Raw genomic sequence first — 16,318 nt, forward strand, 5'->3', positions numbered from 1 at the left:
TCCGGATATGTCATGAAAGGGTCGTTCAGGACAGGAAACGTCCTGAACGACCCTTTCATGACACCCGAGAGAAGCGATCCTCAGTAACGCCCGGCGGTCAACTCGTCGAACCCCGGGAAGTCCCCCGCCAGCGTCGCGCCGGTGAAGTCACCGACCCACCCGCCGTCGTCGTGGAAGAACCGGATGGACACGTAGTCGGGCCGCGTCCCCATGTCGAACCAGTGCGTGGTGTTCGCGGGCACGCTCAGCAGGTCCCCCGCCTCGCACAGCACCGCGTACACCTTGCCCCCGACGTGCAGATAGAACACGCCGGCCCCCCGCGCGAAGAAGCGGTCTTCGTCGTCGCCGTGGGTGTGTTCGGCGAGGAACTTCTGCCGGGCTTCGGCGGCCGTGGCCGCCCAGCCGGGTTCGTCGGACGGGGTCATGCGGACGGCGTCCACGAACGTGTAGCCCTCGGCCGCCGAGACCTTCGCGATCGGCTCCTCGTAGGCGGCCAGCACCTGCTCGGGCGTCACTTCGCGCGGCAGGTCCTCGACGAGGTCCCACCGTTCGAACCGGACGCCGAGCCGCCCCAGTTCCCCGGTGATCACGGCCGGATCCTCGGTCCTGAGCGCGATCTCGCCGGGCCGGTCGTCCGGCCATACGGTCAGCAGGGTCATCGCACTCCCCTTTCCTCTCCCACGAGTCTTGTCTCTACCCGGAACCGGAGCAACCACTCCAAACATTCCAGGCGATGACGCGCGTGGCGCAGGTCATCGCCCCAGACGTAGATCCCGTGCCGCGCGACGATCACCGCCGGCGTGTCCGCCCGGAACCCGGCCTCGAACGCGTCGCCGAGGACACGCATGTCCTGACCGTTGGCGATCACCGGGATGGTCACCAGATCGTCGTGCGCGGCGCGGCCGAAACCCTTGAGCATCTCCAGGTCGCGCAGTTCGACGCCGTCCGGCCAGTGCTCGGCGGCCACCACCGGCGCGAGCGCGTGCACGTGGATCACCGCGCCGGCGCCCGACACCGCCGCGATCCGGGCGTGCAGTCCCGCCTCGGCCGACGGCACCTTGTCCGGATGCGGCTGGTCCGCGACGGCCTGCCCGTCCTCGCCGACCACCACGACGTCGTCGCTGGTCAGCTCGCCTTTGTCCCGGCCGCTGACGGTGACCGCGACCCGCAGCGGGTCACGGCCGAGCACCACCGAGAGGTTGCCGGACGTGCCCCGCATCCAGCCCAGCCCGGCGAACCGGGCCGACTCCTCGGCGAGCGCGCGTCCCGCGAGTTCCAGCACACTCATCGAGGGACGACCTTGACCTCGTCGAACGTCCGGATCGTCCGGTGCGTCCCGAAATCCGCGTCGCCGAACGGTTCACCCTCGCGGGCGAGCCCGACGGTCTGCCAGCCGTCGGCGGCGGCCCCGTCGAGTTCGGCCGGGACGTCGGAGAAGAACACGATGTCACCCGGCTCGGCCTCCAGCGCGGAGGCGATCGCGCGGTACGACGGCGCCTCGCGTTTCGGCCCGGCGTTGACGGTGTCGAAATGCTGCTCGAATAGGCCGGTGACGTCGCCGTCGGTGGTCCGTGAGAACGACGCGATCTGCCCCGCGACCGAACCGGACGAGAACACCGCGAGCCGCAGCCCGGACTCGTGCCACGACCGCAGGGCCGGGGCGACGTCGCCGAAGAACTCCGTCGTGAGGTCGCCCTCGGCGTACCCGCGCTGCCAGATGAGGCCCTGCAACGTCTTCAGCGGCGCGATCTTCTGATCCGCGTCCATCCAGCCGTGCAACACCCGCACGACGTCCACAGTGGACGCGTCCGCCGGGAGCCCGCCGAGTTCCTTGATCTCGGCGACGGCGGCGGCGACCTCCGGATCCTCCGGGTGCTCGTCGATCCACGGGCCCAGCCGCGGCCGCGCGTAGTCGTAGAGGGTCACGTGCACGTAGCTGGTGGCGGTCAGCGTGCCCTCGATGTCGAGGACCACCCATCGGGCGGTCAGCGTTGCGGTCACTGGTTCGCTTCCCCTTCTGCGTAGTACTCGCGGAGCCGTCCGGGTTCGAAGGCTCCGCGGTCGGTCACCACCGTGGTCACGAAACGCGGTGGTGTCACGTCGAAAGCCGGATAATGCCCACGGGCGCGTTCACTGGCGACGCGGTGGCCGAGCGCGCTCAGCACCTCGTCGCCGTCGCGGTATTCGATCGGCACGTCGGCGCCGGTCGGCGCGGCCTGGTCGGGCGCCTGGACCATGGCGTGGAACGGCACGCCGAACGCCTCCGCCGCCACCGCGAGCCCCAGGGTGCCGATCTTGTTGACGACGTGACCGTCCATCGTGACGCGGTCGGCCGCGGTCACCAGCGCGCCGACCTCGCCCGAGGCCAGCACCGCGGCACCCATGCCGTCGGTGATCAGCCGGGTGTCGGCGCCCATCTCGGCGAGCGTCTCGGCGGTCAGCCGCGCGCCCTGCAGGTACGGCCGGGTTTCCGTGCAGAAGAAGGAGAACTCCTTGCCGTGGCGTCGCGCGGCGAGCACGAATTCGACGAGGTACAGGTCCGCCCAGCAATGGGTCAGCACGGTCGCCCCGTCCGGCACCAACGCAGCGGTGTGTTCGCCGAGCTCGCGGCTGCGCGACCGGTACAACTCGTCACCCGCTCGTGCGCCGGCCGTCGCGGCCTCGACGAGGTCGCCCGTCGCTTTGTCCACTTCGGACAGTACGGCGGCCACGGCCTTGCGCAGATGGTTGTTGGTCTTGCGGGTAGCGACGATCCGCTCCCCCGCCCGCCGCAGGTACGCCCGGGGGTCCGGGAGCCCGGACGCCTCGCGCGCGGCGAGCACCATCGCGCCCAGCGCGGCGAAATACGGCCCGGACGACTGCGTGACCATGTCTTCGATGGCGACCGCGACCTCTTCCGAGGTCCGGCAGAGCACCCATTCCCGCTCGAACGGGAAGACCCGGCGGTCGAGGATGTGCACGCCTTCGTCGTCGAGACGAACACTGTCGGCGAGGATCGGCAGCGTCATCAGCTGTACCCCGAGAGACACGGCGGGATCCCGTTGAGGAAGTGGTCGCCGACCTCGCGTGCCTTGTACGTCACGGGATCGTGCAGCGTCAGCGTGCGGGCGTTGCGCCAAAAGCGGTCGAAGCCGTACTTCGTCGCCGTGGCCCGCGCGCCGGTGAACTCGAAGACCTTGCTCGTGGTTTCGACGGCCACCCGGCTCGCCACGATCTTCGCCGACGAGATGGCGATCGCCGCTTCGGCACGCTCCGCCGGGGTCAGGTCGAAGCCGCGTTCGTCGGCATCGCCGAGCGCGGAAACCGCCGCGTCGACGGCGAATCCGGCCGCTCGCGCCGTCGCGACCAGCTCGCCGTAGCCCGCCAGCGTGTACGGATCCTGCGTCGCCTTGTCCACATCGGACAGTGTCCACGGCCGGGCACTCTCCCGTGTGTAGACGGCCGCGGCGTCGAGCGCGCCGAACGCGAGGCCGACGTACACCTGCGCCAGCATGAGCTGGAACCCGATCGCCGCCAGGGAGATCCGGGGCACCTTCGGATCGGACTGGTCCTCCGGCTGGGCACCGAGCACGTCGTCGTGCGCGACGCGGACGGCCTCGAACCGCACCGCGCCGCTCGCGGTGAGCCGCTGGCCGATGTTGTCCCAGTCGCCGGGGAAGGTGATCCCGTCGGTCCGCGCGTCGACGACGAAGGTCAGCTTCTCGCCGTTGTCGGTCCTGGTCGCGCTGACCACGAGGCGATCGGCGACGGCCGCGCCGGTCGCGAAGGTCTTGGTGCCCTCGACGGTGAACCCGCCGTCGGCCGGGGTCAGGAGCAGGGCGGCGTCGAGCGGATTGCTCACGCCCGCCCAGAACCAGCCGGGCTCGCTCGCCGCACGAGGCCCGAACAGGCCGGTGCGCCACAGTTGCAGGTAGTGGTAGCCGAGCAGATGGCCGACCGAGGCGTCCGCAGCGGACACGATACGGGTGGCCTCGTTCGCGGCCGCCCAGCCGGCGGTGTCGAGCAAGGACAGCAGTCCGGACTCGCGCAGCAGACCGACCTCGTGGACGGGGAGCTGTCCGGCCAGATCACGCTCGGCGGCGTCCGCCGCCAGCGTGCTCGCCAGCTCGTGAGCCGCCTTTCGCCACACTTCGGTCATTCCGCCCCTTCCACGTCGATGAGCGCGTCCAGCGCCACGCGCGTAGCCCTCGCCACCCCCTCGGCCACGACGTCGCGATGCGGGTCGTAGGCCGACGGGTCGGGGTGGTCGGGCCGCGCGTCGCCGTCGATCACGAGCACACCACCGGCCCGCAGGCCGCGCAATGCCGCGAACACCAGCAACGTGGAGAGTTCCATCTCAATGGCGATCACCCGCGCGGCCAGGTATTCGGCCATCGGGAGGGTGAGCACCAGCGGGCTGAACGCGGCTCGCGTCCACACCACGCCCCGGCGTGCCTCCGGTGCCACGCGGCTCAGCGCCACGACGAGCTCCGGAGTGGCGAACGCCGGGTACTCCGGATGGATGAGCTGCTGGGTGACGCCGTCGTCGCGGACCGCCGCCTCGGCGATGACGAGGTCGCCGTCGGTGACGCCGTCGGCCAATGAACCGGCGGTGCCGAGCCGCAGGAACGTACGGACACCCGCCTCGGCCAGCTCGCCGAACTGACACAACGCTCCGGGCCCGCCGACGCCGTGCGACGACACGACGACCGGAACGCCCTTCCACGTGCCGGTGTAGCTGCGGTACTCGCGGTTCTGCCCGACGAGGACGGCGTCGGTCAGCGACCCGGCCACCGCGGTCGCACGGTCGGGATCGCCCACGACGAGAGCGCGCGGCGGCAGTCCGTGCCGGGGGATCTTGGTGATGGGCAGGACATCGCTCACGCGGGCTGTCCCTTCTTACGCTTGAGATTGGACAAGAACAACGCCACGAGCGTGACGACATAGGGGGCGGCGTCGGTGGCCTGCTGCGGCAACCCGATGCCCTGGAGCCGGAAGCCGAACGCCTCGGCCAGGCCGAACAACAACGCAGCGAGCAGCACGCCGAGCGGATGCGCGCGGCCCAGCATCACGGCCACGACGGCGATCCAGCCGCGACCGGCGGTCATGTTCTCGGCGAAGAGCGTCACCGAGCCCAGCGCCAGTTGCGCGCCGCCCAGACCGCACAGCGCTCCCCCGGCGAGGATCACCCCGTAGCGGTATTTGGTCACGTTGACACCGAGGCTGGACGCGGCCTCCGGGCGCTCCCCGACCCCGCGCAGCCGCAGTCCCCATGGATGCCGGTAGAGCAGCACCGCGAGCGCGGGCACGGCCAGCCAGGACAGGTAGACCAGCAGCGACTGTCCCGGAATCGGGCCGAACTGGCCCAGCCCTCGCAGCGACGGGTCGCTGAACGAGCCTTCGGTACCGAAGACGGTGCGGATGAGGAAGCTCGTCAGGCCGACCGCGAGCAGGTTGCTCGCGACGCCCAGCACGATCGGGTCGCCGTCGAAGGTGATCGAGCCGATCGCGAGGATCAGCGAATACGCCGTCGCCGCGAGTACCGCCACGACGACGCCGAGCCACGCGCTGCCGGTGTACCAGCTGCCCGCGACCGCGCCGAAGCAGCCGACCAGCAGCGAGCCTTCGAGGGAGATGTTGAAGACCCCGGCCCGCTGGCACAACGCGCCCGCGAGCGCGGCGAACAGGATCGGCGTCAACGCGGTGAGCGCCGACGAGAACAGGCTCGCGTCGATCATGCGCGCTTCGCCTTCCGCTTGAAGACGCCCGACGTCGCCGCCAGGAAGATGATCAGCACCGCCTGCAGGACCGCGGTGAGTTCGCGCGGGACCTGGGTGGCGCGTTCCATCGCGAACCCGCCGCTGGTCAGCGCCGCGAAGAAGACCGCCGCGAGCAGCGTCCCGAGTGGGCTGGCCCCGGCGAGCAGCGCCGCGAGCAGGCCGATCCAGGTGTACTGCGGCGTGATCAGCGCGCCGTCGATGAACCGGTACGGGAAGCCGAGGACGGCGATCGCGCCGACCAATCCCGCCGTCCCGCCCGAGGCGGCCAGCAGTCGCAGCGTGAGTTTCGGCCGGTCGATCCCGGCGTAGGCGGCGAACCGCGGCGCCCAGCCGGTCACCTTGGTCTCGAAACCGGCGGGAGTACGGGCGTCGATCACCGCGTAGACCGCGATCACCGCCACCACCAGGAAGATCCCGGTCGTCACGCCGTCGATTTCGGGCAACCGCGCGCCTTCGGTCAGTTGCGGGCTCTGCGGCAGGCTGGAACCCGCGTCCTTCAACGGGAACCGCACCAGGTACCCGGCGAGCGACATCGCCGGATAGCTCAACAGCAGCGTGCTGATCAGCAACGGGACACCGAGCCGGTTCTCGCAGACCGCGGCCAGCGCGGCGTACGCGGCTCCGGCGACGATGCCCGCGAGCAGCGCGAGGATCACCTTCACCGGTCCGGGCCCGGGTACGTACAGGCCGACGGCGAGCGCGCTGATCGCGCCGAGCACCAGCTGGCCCTCACCGCCGAGGTTCACCATGCCCGCGCGCAGCGGGATCGCGAGCGCCGTGGCCATCCCCGCGACGGGGACGGCGTAGGCGAGGGTGTCGCCGATACCGTCGGGCCCGAAGGCGCCGGAGACGATCGCGCCGTAGGCCGCCAGCGGATCGGTTCCGGTGGCGAGCAACAGGATCGCGCCGAGGACGAGCGCCGCGGCGACCGGGACGGCGATGAGACGGACGCGGCTCATCCGGCGCCTCCCGCCATCGCGAGACCCACGGTGTGCTGATCGGCCTCGTCCTTGGTGAACTCCGCGACGATCCGGCCTTCGAACAGCACCAGCACCCGGTCCGACAACGCGAGGATCTCGCTGAGCTCAGCGGAGATCAGCAGGACGGCGTGCCCGGCGTCGCGATGGGCGACGAGCCTCGCGTGGATGTTCTCGATCGCGCCGACGTCGACGCCGCGGGTGGGCTGTTCGACCAGCAGGAACGGCGCGTCGTGGGTGAGTTCACGGCCGAAGATCGCCTTCTGCTGGTTGCCGCCGGACAAGGTGCCCATCGCGGCGGAAGGGCCGGACGCGCGGACGTCGTAGTCCTCGATGATCGCCGACGCGTGGTCGTCGATCGCCTTGCGGCGCAGGAATCCCCTGCGCACCAACGGTCGTTTGCGGTGGAAGCCGACGGCCAGGTTCTCCCGGAGCCCCGCCGTGGGCGCCGAGCCGACCTCGGCGCGGTCTTCCGGGACGTGGGCGAGTCCGATATCCCTTCGCGCACGTACTGACAGTCCATCGAGCTTCTGTCCATTGAGGACGATGGTGCCATCGGTCTTCAGGAGGCCGGTGATGGCGCCGGAGAGCTCGGCCTGCCCGTTGCCCGCGACCCCGGCGACGCCGACGATCTCCCCGGCGCGCACGGTCAGGGACACGTCGTCCAGCAACGGTTTTCCTTCCACGCCGGGAACGGTCAGGGAACGGGCTTCGAGGACGGTGTCGCCCGGCGTCCCGGGCGGGTGGACGCGATCGAGGTCGACCTCGCGTCCGGTCATCGCCGCGGCGAGCCCGGCGGCGGTCTGGTCCGCCGTACGCCCACGGGCGCTCACGCGGCCGTCGCGCAGCACCGTGACGTGGTCGCTGACGGCGAGAACCTCCTGGAGCTTGTGCGACACCAGCAGGATCGTGCGATCCTCGGCGGCGAGGGCGCGCAGCACGCCGAACAGCCGCTCGGTCTCGGGCGGGGTCAGCACGGCGGTGGGTTCGTCGAGGATCAGCACAACGGCGTCGCGGTACAGCAGCTTGAGGATCTCGACGCGCTGCCGGAGCCCGACCGGCAGGTCACGGACCCGGTCGCCGGGCCGCAGCCGCAGTTCGTGACGTTCGATCAGTTCGGTGACGCGGGCCGTCGCCGCCTTGCGGTCCAGCAGGCCCCGGCGGGTCGGTTCGCTGCCGAACACGACGTTCTCGGTGACGGTGAGTTCGCCGAACAACGCGAATCCCTGCTGCACCATGCCGACACCGGCGTCGATGGCCTGCGCGGGCGAACCGAAGGAGACCTCCTTGCCGTGCAAGGAGATCGTGCCCTCGTCGGGCCTGTGCAGCCCGTAGAGCACGGACATGAGCGTCGATTTGCCCGCGCCGTTCTCCCCCATCAGGGCGTGGATTTCGCCTCTGCCGACGTCGAGGTCCACGTGGTCGTTCGCGAGCACTCCGGGGAACCGCTTGACGATCCCCCGGAGTGAGACGGCGTCAGGATTTGGCGGGGTCATCGACGACGATCGCGCCCGAGATGATCTGGTCCCGCAGTTCGCCGACCTTGGCCAGCACGTCGGGGTGGGTCGCGACGACGCACTGCGAGGTCGCGGCGTCGGGCTCCAGCCCGGTCAGGGAGATGCCCTTCTCCTTGACACCGTAGGACTTCGTCTCGCCGGTCTTGCCGCCGAGGATCGCGTCGACACCGTCGCCGATGACGACGTTGGTGCGTTTGATGACGTTGTCCACGACCTGACCGGGGCTGGCCGGGCACTGGTTGGCGTCGACGCCGAACGCGAAGAAACCGCCCTGTTTGGCCGCCTCGAACACGCCGAGGTTGCCCGCCGCGGAGGCCGCGCCCATGACGTGGTCGACGCCCTGACCGGCGAGCGTGGTGGCCAGCGCCTTCGCGCGGGCCGGGTCGTTGAACGGGTTCGCGCCGCCGATGAACAGCGGGGCGAGCGTGGTGCCGGGCTTGGCCTTTTCGGCCCCCTGCCCGAACGGGATCGAGTACCGGCGGAACTGGGGCGCGTCGAGGACGACGACCGCGCCGACCTTGCCGCTCTTGCTCAGCAGCCCGGCTTCGGCGCCGGCGAGGTAGCTGCCCTCGTGCTCGCGGAACACCGCGCAGGTGACGTTCGGGAACGGTTTGGTCGTGCAGGAGTCCACGAACAGGAACTTCTGCTCGGGGTTGCGTTCGGCCTCGGCCGCGATCGCGTCGGCGAAGTTGAAGCCGACGGCGACGATCACGGCGGGCTTCTCCCGCACCGCGGCCGCGAGGTTCTGCTGGATCGAGGCCGGATCGGTGCTCTGGTAGACCTTCTGCGTCCCGTTGTGCTTCTTGGCCGAGTCCTCGATGCCCTGGACGGCGAGCTTGAGGAAGTCGTTGACGCCGACCGGGCTCGGCGTGATCAGGACCAGCGCGGGTCCGGCGGCGTTCTGCGCGGCCGGGTCCTTGGCCGAGGCGTTGCACGCGGCGAGGAGCGTGACGGCGGAAACGGCCATGACGGCCCGCAGGAGGGTTCTCGGCGACATGTCCCGGACTGTATGTCTCCGGTCCACGATATGGCACCGAGTCCCACCATGCGGAACCGTGTAGGACGTTATACATCTCCCGGATCAGCGCCGAGAACGGCGTGCCGCGACCGATGGAGACCGGCGGTGCGGCGCAAGGTGAACCGGTCGATCTCGGCGCCGTCGTTGCGGAGGGTCCGCACCGTCAGTGTCGTCCGGCGGCCGGGCCAGGCGGGCTCGACGTCGATCGCGAGGAACGAGTAACCGGTGTAGCGCACACGGGACCACGAGACGGTTTCGGTCACCTTCTCACGCCCCTTGACCCAGTGATACGACTGGAACTCGCCCGCGAACGTGTCGGGCACCGGGAAGCTGTAGAGACTTTTCCCGCCGCCGCCACAGGTCGCGTACACGGTGCCGTCGCGATCCGGCTCGACGGTGTCGCCGATCTTGACCTCGCGGGTCACCTTGCCGCCGCGCAGGGCGTCGGTGCGTTCGTAGATGTGGTTGTGCCCGTTGATGACGAGGTCGACCCGGTACTCGTCGAACAACGGGACCCACTGCTCGCGGACGCCGCCCTCCGACGCGTGCTGATTGGTCGTCGAATAGGCGCAATGGTGGAAGAAGACCACGATGAAGTCGACGTCCGGCTGCGACCGCAGGTAGCGGAGGCGACGCTTGAGCCACGCCGTCTGGGAGCCGTGCGAATAGCCGAGGTTCGCGGGGATCTCGTAGGAGACGTCGTTGGCGTCGAGCGAGATCACGCCGACGTTGCCGTAGATGAAGGAGTAGACGCTGGGGCAGTCGTGCGGGCCGGTGCCGGGGAAATCCCAGCGTTTGACCTGGCCGCCGTAGCCGTCGGGCGAGTAGAGGGCCTCCATGTCGTGATTGCCGGTGGTGACCATCCACGGCACCGAGGCCGCGACGCCCTCGATCTGGCGGTAATAGGCGTCCCAGACCTTGGGGTCGAAGAGATCGTGGTCCGCGTCGGGCTTCGACCCGGGCGGCTTGCCCGCGCCGCTCGGGTCGGCATACGCGATGTCGCCTGCCAGCAGGTGGAAACGCGGGTTCTGCCGCGCGACGGCACCGTCCTGCGCGAGCGCCGTCGTCGAGACGCCTTGGTCACCGAAAGCGGTGAAGGTGAACTTGCCCGCCGGGATCCCCCGCGCGGGCGCGGTGGTGAACGTCGAGATCGCCGCGGGCCCGCCGTCCCCCGAAGCCGGGTCGAAACCCTCGTGCCCGACGGCGTACCGGTAAGTGTGGCCAGGCCAGAGATGGTCGGCCTCGGCGTGGAGGTAATACTGGTCGTACGGCGCGATGACCCCCGCGACCTCGGAATGCAGCGCGCGGACCTCGGCCGGGATGCGGTGACTCCAGCCGCCGTGGCCGTCGGCGATACGCAGGAACGGCTTGCGCACCGGCGCCGGCACCTGCCACGCGACCCGCATCGACGTCCGCGGATTCCGGCCGAACGCGAGATGCCGCCCCGCCGGGACGACCTTGTCGCCGTCGGCGTACGCGGTGCCCTGCAGGAGAAGCGGACCGGCCGCGAGGACGGCGCCCTTCAGAATCGTGCGGCGGCTGAGGAATTCGTGCTGTTCGGCCATCGTGAGGCGCGAGGCCAGCGCGTCGGGAACACCGACCCTGGGGATTTCCATGCGCGGATACTCGCCGACGGACATGTTCGGCTCGCGACGTCGAGACCAACGGGAGTGGTCCAGCTGCCCAGGGTGGGATCAAGGGGTTTTCAAGCGGCCTTTACCTTTGCTCCGCATTTAGTCGACTAAATGCGTGGACCTCTTCGCATTTAGTCGACTAAATGCGAGTCGCTCAGGGTGATGCGGCGTTGGCAACTGTTTCACCCTTCCGTGTTGTCGGCGCGAGTTGGCTTGTTGCTTAAAATTACGAACACATGTTCGATTTCTTCGGGTATTATGGAGGTGTGTCCGAGACCTTCCTCCCCGAACTGCCGCAGGAACTGTGGCGCGCCGGCAAGCTGGAACTTGCCCATGGCGTGCAACAGTCGTTGCAGGTGATCCGGATAGCGACCGCCTGTCTAGGGCGGTTTCTGGCGGAGATCGAATCTCGGGGCGTCAAAGACTTGTATGGGCATGTCAGTACGGCCAACTGGTTCGCGGAGATTGCGGGGCTGTCTCGGGGTGAAGCGGGCGCGGTGGTGAAGCGGGCCATCGCGTTGAACCCGACCCGGGCTTTGGATGGCACGGAGGTTCCGCCGGTCGCACCGGCGACTGCCGTGGTAGCGGCTCAGGGGTTGGTCGGGGATGAGCGGATCGATCAGATCCTGGAGATCTTGAAACGGCTCCCTGCCGATACTTCCGCCGAGGATCGGGAGAGCGCGGAGAAGATCCTCGCAGAGCTTGCCCCGAACGCCGGTCCCCGCCAACTCGCCGGCGCCGAAGCGAAACTGCAGGACTGGCTCAACCCCGACGGCAACGAACCCAAAGACCCCGAACCCAAAGAACCACGCCGCGAAATCACCCTCGAACGCCGCAAAGACGGCTTCTGGAAACTCACCGGCCTCCTCGACGACGAGACCGGCGCCCGCACCGCCGCAGCGTTGGAGGCGCATGCGCAGCCGCGGCCGGTGGATGAGTTCGGGCAGGCGGATCTGCGGATGAAGTGCGAACGCCTGGGAGACGCCTGGGCTGAGCTTCTCGATCTGGCCATCGCGTGCCCTGATCAGCCGGGGACCAGCGGCTACCGGACCCTCGTTCACGTGACCATCGGACTCGAGGAACTCAAATCCGGTCTCGGGACCGCCTGCCTGGACTTTGTGGGGACGATGACCGCGCGGGAAGCCAGGCTCGCCGCCTGCGACTGCCTGATGCTGCCGGTCGTGATGAGCGCCTCAGGTGAACCCTTGGATATGGGACGCCTCCGAAGATTCGTCACCCCCGGGCAGCGGCGTGCGTTGAACATCCGAGACGGAGGCTGCGCCTTCCCAGGATGTCACCGGAAACCCAAGAATTGCCACGCTCATCATATTGAGCACTGGGCAGACGGCGGACCGACGGATCTCCGGAATCTCGTGTTGCTCTGCGGGTTCCATCATCGGCTGATTCACCACGGTGACTGGCAAGTCCGGATGGCCGCCGATGGGTTACCGGAGTTCATCCCACCCCAGTACCGAGATCCGCTCCGACAACCTAGGCGCAACACCCTGCATCACGTCTGACCACCGAGGAGCCCGTCGGCCACACCGGCGACGGGCCCCTCGGCATGCCCAGCGCCGATGACCGTGTGGATTTCGGGACATCTGACGTCCCAAAACACACACAGTCCATCGCGACCGAAGCGCTCCCTAGCGGACGACCATCGTGACCGGTCCGATCACGCACGACTGTGTGGATTTCGGGTCATCCAACGCCCCAAAATCCACACAGTCCGTCGTCACCGGACCGATCACAACCGCTCCCAGCGCATACCCTGGCCCACGGCACTCCTCACCGCCGACAACCCCGCCGAACGCGGGCTAACGCTCCCCCCGAATGGTCCTCCGCAGCTTCGGCACCCGCTCGTGCAACGTCCGCTCCGCCCCGCGCTGCGTCGGCTCGTAGTAATCCCGCCCCACCAGCTCGTCCGGCGGATACTGTTGCGCCAGAACACCTTCCGGCACATTGTGCGGATACCGGTAGCCCTTCGCGTTGCCGAGTTTCTCCGCGCCCGCGTAATGCCCGTCGCGCAGATGCGGCGGCACCGTCCCGATCCGCCCCGACCGGACGTCGCTCAGCGCTGCGTCGATCCCGGTGATGACGGCGTTCGACTTCGGCGCCGTCGCCAGGTGCACGGTCGCCTGCGCCAGCGCGAGACGGCCTTCCGGCATGCCGATGAACTGCACGGCGTGCGCCGCCGCGACGGCCGATTGCAGTGCCGTCGGGTCGGCCATGCCGATGTCCTCGCTCGCGTGCACGACCAGGCGCCGGGCCAGGAACCGCGGGTCCTCCCCCGCCTCGATCATCCGCGCCAGGTAGTGCAGCGCGGCGTCCACGTCCGAACCTCGGATCGATTTGATGAACGCGCTGATGACGTCGTAGTGCTGGTCGCCGTCGCGGTCGTAACGCACCGCCGCCTTGTCCACTGTGGACTCGACGATGGCGAGATCGATCGTCTTGGCCTCGGTCGCGCTCGCCGCGTCGGCGGCCGCTTCCAGCGCGGTGAGCGCGCGCCGCGCGTCGCCGGAGGCCAGCCGCACCAGATGGTCCCGCGCGTCCTCGGTCAGGGTGAGCTCACCGCCGAGACCGCGTTCGTCGGCCAGCGCGCGCTCGATCAGCGCGACGATGTCGGCGTCGGTCAGCGGCCGCAGCTGCAGCACCAGCGACCGCGACAGCAGCGGCGAGACCACCGAGAACGACGGGTTCTCCGTGGTGGCGGCCACCAGCAGCACCGTCCGGTCCTCCACCGCGCCGAGCAGGGCGTCCTGCTGGGTCTTGGAGAACCGGTGGACCTCGTCGATGAACAGCACCGTGTTCTCGGCGTTGTAGTTCCGGCGGCGGCGCGCTTCCTCGATGACCCCGCGCACCTCCTTCACCCCGGCCGACAGCGCCGACATCGCCACGAACCGGCGGCCGGTCGCCGCGGAGACGAGGTTCGCCAGTGTGGTCTTGCCGGTGCCCGGCGGGCCGTAGAGCAGCACGGAAGCGGGGGCCGCGCCTTCGACGAGCCGCCGCAGCGGCGCTCCCTCACGCAACAGGTGCTGCTGGCCGACGACCTCGTCGAGCGACCGCGGCCGCATCCGCACCGCCAGCGGCGAGCCCGCCGGTACGGCGGTGTTCTTCCCGCCCCCCTCTCCGAGGGACCCACCCCCCTTGTTCTCCCTCGGCTCGGCCGGCTCCGGCGGCGGACCGAGGTCGGGGTTCACGGTGAAGAGTTCGTCCTGTGCCACGGTGTCGACGGTAGCCGTACCCACCGACGGTTCCGGCCACAGGTCAGCGCAGCCGCTCCCGGAACGCCTGCCACATGATCACGGCCGCGTACGGCACGAACTCACGCCCCCGCCGCCACACCCACGGGATGCCCTTGAGCACCAGCCAGCCGACGTGCCCGGCGGTACTCGGCTCCACGCCTCCCGAGCAGGTCAGGCTCACCGGCCGCGGCACCGCGAACCCGGCCTCGGCGAGCCGTTCGGTGAACCCGGTCGCCAGCATCCGGTGCCCGAGTTCCGACGGGTGCAGCCGGTCGACGCTCCACGCGGTGAGGTCGTAGGCGCCGGGCAGCAGTTCGAGGTCCAGACACGGCACGCCCTCGCGTTCGACGACCCCGTCGATCGCGGCGTTCAGCTCGGCCACCCGCTCGCTCAGCGCGCGCCGCAGCGACTGCGGGAGGCGAAACACCTTCCCGTGGTCGTGATAGCGCACCGGGATCACGACGGTGCCGACGGCGGCCAGCGAACGGATCACCTCGGTGAGGTCCGCGGCGATCTTCTCGGCGCTGAAATCGGGGCGCAGCGTGTCGTTCATACCCGCCACCACCAGCGCGACGTCCGGCCGATGCGCCACGGCCTCCGGCAGCTGCTTGGTCCGCACGCAGCCCATGCGTGCCCCGGTGAACGACGGGTTCAGGTAGCCGTCCGGCTCGACACCGAGCGCGTCGGCGACGAGCGGGCCGACCCCGCGCCAGCCACCTCGGCCCGGCAGCGGGTCGCCCAGGCCCACGGCCGTCGAATCGCCGAGCACGACCAGTCTGCGAGCGGACCGCGGGACCGCCGGTGCGGGAGGAAGAAGGGGTTCGGGACTCGGAGTGACTTCGACACTGATCACGGTCACGGTAGCCACCATCGGCCACGCAGACTCACCCGTGGTGATGCCTGGGTAACGCGGCGAGGACGGTCGAGCGAAAAGTCCGTGCGGCGGTCACCGGAACGCGGGATAGAACGCGAGATCGGCGTGCGGCCCGAGCCGGGCGCCGAGGGCCGCGGCGACCCTGGTGGCGTGCTCGGAGATATGCGTCAGCCGCGCGCGCAGCGAGTGTTTGGCCAGCTCCCGCCACCAGGTGACGAGCGCGGCCTCCCGGCTGATCGGCGTCGCGTGCCGGTCCAGGTCCAGCTCCGGGAGGATCTCCCAGGTGAGGACCCACAGCAGGAGCAGCTGACCGTCCATCAGATGCTCGGCCAGCGCGTCCTCGTCCGCGAGCCCGGGCCAGACCGAGACGACCTCGGACCGCCAGGCCGCGATCATCGCCTCGCTCATGCCCGGCGGCAGGGCCAGCGCGTCCGCGCTCGACGCGAACGGGAGCCGCAGGTACGCCACGTCCATCAGGGTGCTGCGCACCCGCCCGCGTTCGAAATCGAGGAACCGCACTCCGCCGCTGGTCACGAGGTTGTTGTCCGGGCTGAGATCGACGGGGCTGAACGCGCGGTACGACGGCGCGCCCGCTCGTTCGGCGACCTCCATGACCCGCTGTTGCACCGGCTCCGGCGTCTCGACGTCGAGCAGTTCCTCCAGCAGGCCCGGCAGTTGCGCGCAGACCGCGGGCAGCGGCGCGTCCTCGTTCTTGACCGGACCGCCCAGACGGCGCAGCAGCGCGTTGAAATCGGGCTCACGGCTCGCCGTGGTCGCGTGCAGCCTGCCCAGCGACCGCGCCCAGGACAGCAAGGCGCGTTCGGCACCGCGGGCGTCACGGGCGTGGAGCTTGTCGTGCAACGTCGGGACGCCGCCGAGGTCTTCGATCACCAGGACCCGGTCCCGGCCGTCGTGCGCCAGCAGTTCCGGGCACATCCGGTCCTCCGGCGCGAGCGCGGTGAACAGCTGGTAGCTGACCGCCTCCTGCGCGAACGGATCGGGCCGTCCCGGTTCGGGTGGATCGGGGTAGTGCTTGATGACCAGCGTGCGCGGCAGCGCGAACGGCGACGACGCCACCCGCGCCCGCACGACCGTCGCCGGGCCACTGCCGGCGAGGTCTTCGGGGGCGACGAGGGTGATCGCGCTGCCGAATCGGCGCGTGAGGACCGACTCGCCGGCGGCGACCGCGGCCGCCACGGCGAGGGTTTCGGCTCCAGCTCCGACGGTCGAATCGTCGGCAGAGGAGGTATCGACTGTCATTGCCACCGACCCTACTCGTGACTGAGCAACC

The 16,318-nt window shown here is 69.8% G+C and carries 15 protein-coding genes; 1 reads left to right on the forward strand and 14 read right to left on the reverse strand.

Translation table 11 applies throughout. From position 1 onward, the window contains the following. Positions 1-80: 80 nt before the first annotated feature. The 11 genes from DMC64_RS31150 to DMC64_RS31200 form a co-directional block, all read right to left on the reverse strand. Complete coding sequence (locus DMC64_RS31150) at positions 81-659, reverse strand: acireductone dioxygenase (protein ID WP_125736413.1); 579 nt, start codon at positions 657-659, stop codon at positions 81-83. Further along, positions 656-1,288, reverse strand: a complete 633-nt coding sequence (mtnB, locus tag DMC64_RS31155; RefSeq protein ID WP_125736414.1) for a methylthioribulose 1-phosphate dehydratase — start codon at positions 1,286-1,288, stop codon at positions 656-658. Before mtnB ends, DMC64_RS31150 begins: the two co-directional genes overlap by 4 nt. Continuing rightward, positions 1,285-2,001 carry an acireductone synthase gene (gene mtnC / locus DMC64_RS31160; RefSeq protein WP_125736415.1) on the reverse strand — a complete coding sequence of 239 codons (717 nt, stop codon included), beginning with the start codon at positions 1,999-2,001 and terminating at the stop codon, positions 1,285-1,287. The genes mtnB and mtnC overlap by 4 nt, the downstream gene beginning before the upstream one ends. Further along, positions 1,998-3,008 carry a methylthioribose-1-phosphate isomerase gene (locus DMC64_RS31165; RefSeq protein ID WP_125736602.1) on the reverse strand — a complete coding sequence of 337 codons (1,011 nt, stop codon included), beginning with the start codon at positions 3,006-3,008 and terminating at the stop codon, positions 1,998-2,000. Before DMC64_RS31165 ends, mtnC begins: the two co-directional genes overlap by 4 nt. Then, the gene (locus DMC64_RS31170; protein ID WP_125736416.1) at positions 3,008-4,138 is read right to left on the reverse strand and encodes an acyl-CoA dehydrogenase family protein; all 1,131 of its coding nucleotides are present in this window, start codon (positions 4,136-4,138) and stop codon (positions 3,008-3,010) included. The genes DMC64_RS31165 and DMC64_RS31170 overlap by 1 nt, the downstream gene beginning before the upstream one ends. Further along, positions 4,135-4,863 carry a nucleoside phosphorylase gene (locus tag DMC64_RS31175; protein ID WP_125736417.1) on the reverse strand — a complete coding sequence of 243 codons (729 nt, stop codon included), beginning with the start codon at positions 4,861-4,863 and terminating at the stop codon, positions 4,135-4,137. Before DMC64_RS31175 ends, DMC64_RS31170 begins: the two co-directional genes overlap by 4 nt. Then, positions 4,860-5,717, reverse strand: a complete 858-nt coding sequence (locus tag DMC64_RS31180) for an ABC transporter permease (protein WP_125736418.1) — start codon at positions 5,715-5,717, stop codon at positions 4,860-4,862. Before DMC64_RS31180 ends, DMC64_RS31175 begins: the two co-directional genes overlap by 4 nt. Beyond that, a complete protein-coding gene (locus tag DMC64_RS31185) occupies positions 5,714-6,718 on the reverse strand; it encodes an ABC transporter permease (protein WP_125736419.1) in 1,005 nt (334 codons plus the stop codon). The genes DMC64_RS31180 and DMC64_RS31185 overlap by 4 nt, the downstream gene beginning before the upstream one ends. Then, complete coding sequence (locus DMC64_RS31190) at positions 6,715-8,232, reverse strand: ABC transporter ATP-binding protein (RefSeq protein WP_233629883.1); 1,518 nt, start codon at positions 8,230-8,232, stop codon at positions 6,715-6,717. Before DMC64_RS31190 ends, DMC64_RS31185 begins: the two co-directional genes overlap by 4 nt. Beyond that, positions 8,213-9,250 carry a BMP family ABC transporter substrate-binding protein gene (locus DMC64_RS31195; RefSeq protein WP_233629884.1) on the reverse strand — a complete coding sequence of 346 codons (1,038 nt, stop codon included), beginning with the start codon at positions 9,248-9,250 and terminating at the stop codon, positions 8,213-8,215. Before DMC64_RS31195 ends, DMC64_RS31190 begins: the two co-directional genes overlap by 20 nt. A gap of 68 nt (positions 9,251-9,318) precedes the next feature. Further along, positions 9,319-10,887, reverse strand: coding sequence for a metallophosphoesterase family protein (locus DMC64_RS31200; RefSeq protein ID WP_125736420.1), 1,569 nt, complete (start codon positions 10,885-10,887; stop codon positions 9,319-9,321). Between the two features lie 284 nt (positions 10,888-11,171). On the opposite strand from DMC64_RS31200, the gene DMC64_RS31205 reads away from it, so the two are divergent. Next, positions 11,172-12,425, forward strand: a complete 1,254-nt coding sequence (locus tag DMC64_RS31205) for an HNH endonuclease signature motif containing protein (protein WP_125736421.1) — start codon at positions 11,172-11,174, stop codon at positions 12,423-12,425. A 297-nt stretch (positions 12,426-12,722) separates the two neighbouring features. Here DMC64_RS31205 and DMC64_RS31210 read toward each other — a convergent pair whose 3' ends face one another. The 3 genes from DMC64_RS31210 to DMC64_RS31220 form a co-directional block, all read right to left on the reverse strand. After that, entirely contained in the window at positions 12,723-14,132 is a 1,410-nt protein-coding gene (locus tag DMC64_RS31210) for a replication-associated recombination protein A (protein ID WP_125736422.1), read from the reverse strand. A gap of 43 nt (positions 14,133-14,175) precedes the next feature. Next, positions 14,176-15,024, reverse strand: coding sequence for an SGNH/GDSL hydrolase family protein (locus DMC64_RS31215; RefSeq protein WP_125736423.1), 849 nt, complete (start codon positions 15,022-15,024; stop codon positions 14,176-14,178). A gap of 75 nt (positions 15,025-15,099) precedes the next feature. After that, on the reverse strand, positions 15,100-16,287 hold the full coding sequence (locus DMC64_RS31220) for a phosphotransferase (RefSeq protein ID WP_037343865.1): 1,188 nt from the start codon (positions 16,285-16,287) through the stop codon (positions 15,100-15,102). Positions 16,288-16,318 lie beyond the last annotated feature (31 nt).

This window comes from Amycolatopsis sp. WAC 04197 (genome assembly GCF_003947475.1).
Taxonomy (GTDB): domain Bacteria; phylum Actinomycetota; class Actinomycetes; order Mycobacteriales; family Pseudonocardiaceae; genus Amycolatopsis; species Amycolatopsis japonica.